The following is a 1,545-nucleotide window of genomic DNA, read 5'->3' on the forward strand; positions in this document are numbered from 1 at the left end:
CTAGCCCCAATACCGTTGACTTAGAAGCGTTCTGGAGTGGCAGCTGGGCGTCGACGGAACATCTGCCGCAGGCGGGCGATCCAGTGATTGAGGGTGCGAGGCTCGAGGCCATGCACTTCGGCGTAGGCAGCGCGCCTGAGGCCGCTGTCGCGCCAAGCCCGCACATGATCACGCCAGAACGTGTGTCGGCCGGCGGCGGGAGGTCGCAGGGGCGGCGGGCTCGAGAGGGCGGCCGTCTGCGCAGGATCCGGTTCCTTGGGTGCGACGATCCATATGTGGTCAGGGTAGTGCAGCGGCTGGCGTGCGCCTGGTGCGGCGCGGCCCTTGGTGGGAAAGCTGCTCATCTTGCGCTTCACCGCGCGTGGGTTGTGCCGGCCGCGGCTTTGCTCGGACGGCACGGCGAGGATCTCGATCAGCACCATCTGCTGCATCTGCCGGCGCTGCCGAGGGGGAAAACGCAGCGTGAAAGGGCAGATGCCGCCGGACCACGCGAACAGTGTGCAGGAAGGACAGCTGGTCGGGGTCGCAGCCGTTCTGCCGACTGGCCTCGTACATCAGCTGGCGCAGCGCCAGGTGGACCAGCAGCAGGCCGTAGACCTCCTGCTCGACCAGGTCGGCGCGACGGCTGCGTAGCATCAGCCGTTCGCCCGGCAAGCTCACCTTGAGCTCGGCGAAGGTGCCCTCGCTCTCCCACCTCTCGTGGTACAAGGCAGCCAGTTCCGCGGCCGGCGCCGCCGCGGGGTCGAGCAAAGTGGTGACCAGCCGGTACAGCGGCTCCGCCCCCGGCACGCCCTCCAGGCGGTACTCGATGACCCGCACCACAAGGCCGTCCTCGTCGCGGCGGCGGTGCGCCGGCGAGGCATAGAGCCGGCTCAGGTACGAGCCGTCGGCCAGACGCTGCCGGCAGGGCAGGACCTGGTTGGCGCGCAGTCGCCACAGCAGGTTGGCGCCGCTGGTTGCGGCCCCCCGCCACAGCTCGAAGCCGACGAAGGCGCGATCGGCCAGGCACAGCATCTCCGGGCGCAGCCGCGTCAGCAGCGCCGGCGCCAGCCGGACCTCGCTGGCATCATAGCGGTCCAACGCCACGGCGAAGATCGCGTGGGTGCCGCATTCCGTCAGGTTCAGCAGCTGCAGCTGCGGGTAGCTGCTGGTCCCGCGTGAGGCGCCTGGCCGGCCATAGCGTGCCTCGAGCTCAGGCGCGTCCGGCAGATCGAGGGTGGTGCCGTCCAGGCTGACCAATCGGCAGCCGCGGTACCATGCCCCGGGCACCCCCGGGGTGGCGAAGGGACGGGCGAGGCGCTCGAAGAGCACCCGCACCGGGGCCGCGCCCAGCCGCACACGGGCCCGGGTGACAGCCGACTTCGTCGCCACCGCCAGCTCGGCGCCGCCCAGACGCAGCCAGCGCACGCCCTCCAGCAAGCCGCGCAGCACCTCGCCGTAGGAGGACTGCGCGTACAGCGCCAGCGCCATGACGTAGTAGACCACCAGGCGCGCCGGCAGCTGCCGCCGACGCTGGCTCTGCCGGCCGGTCTCGGCCAGCACGGC

2 protein-coding genes are annotated in these 1,545 nt (G+C 71.1%); both read right to left on the reverse strand.

Annotation, left to right across the window (positions count from 1 at the left end):
• Positions 1-20 precede the first annotated feature (20 nt).
• Positions 21-344 carry an IS66 family insertion sequence element accessory protein TnpA gene (gene tnpA, locus E2C06_RS41185; protein ID WP_408869925.1) on the reverse strand — a complete coding sequence of 108 codons (324 nt, stop codon included), beginning with the start codon at positions 342-344 and terminating at the stop codon, positions 21-23.
• On the reverse strand, positions 280-1,545 hold a 1,266-nt coding region (locus E2C06_RS36380), incomplete at its 5' end, for an IS4 family transposase (RefSeq protein ID WP_133293372.1). The genes tnpA and E2C06_RS36380, both read right to left, overlap by 65 nt.

Source organism: Dankookia rubra (genome assembly GCF_004355005.1).
In the GTDB taxonomy this organism is placed as follows: Bacteria; Pseudomonadota; Alphaproteobacteria; order Acetobacterales; family Acetobacteraceae; genus Paracraurococcus; species Paracraurococcus ruber_A.

Bases quoted from the DNA above. Each gene is read 5' to 3' on its own strand.
- tnpA (WP_408869925.1), bottom strand. From the start codon at position 344: ATGAGCAGCTTTCCCACCAAGGGCCGCGCCGCACCAGGCGCACGCCAG.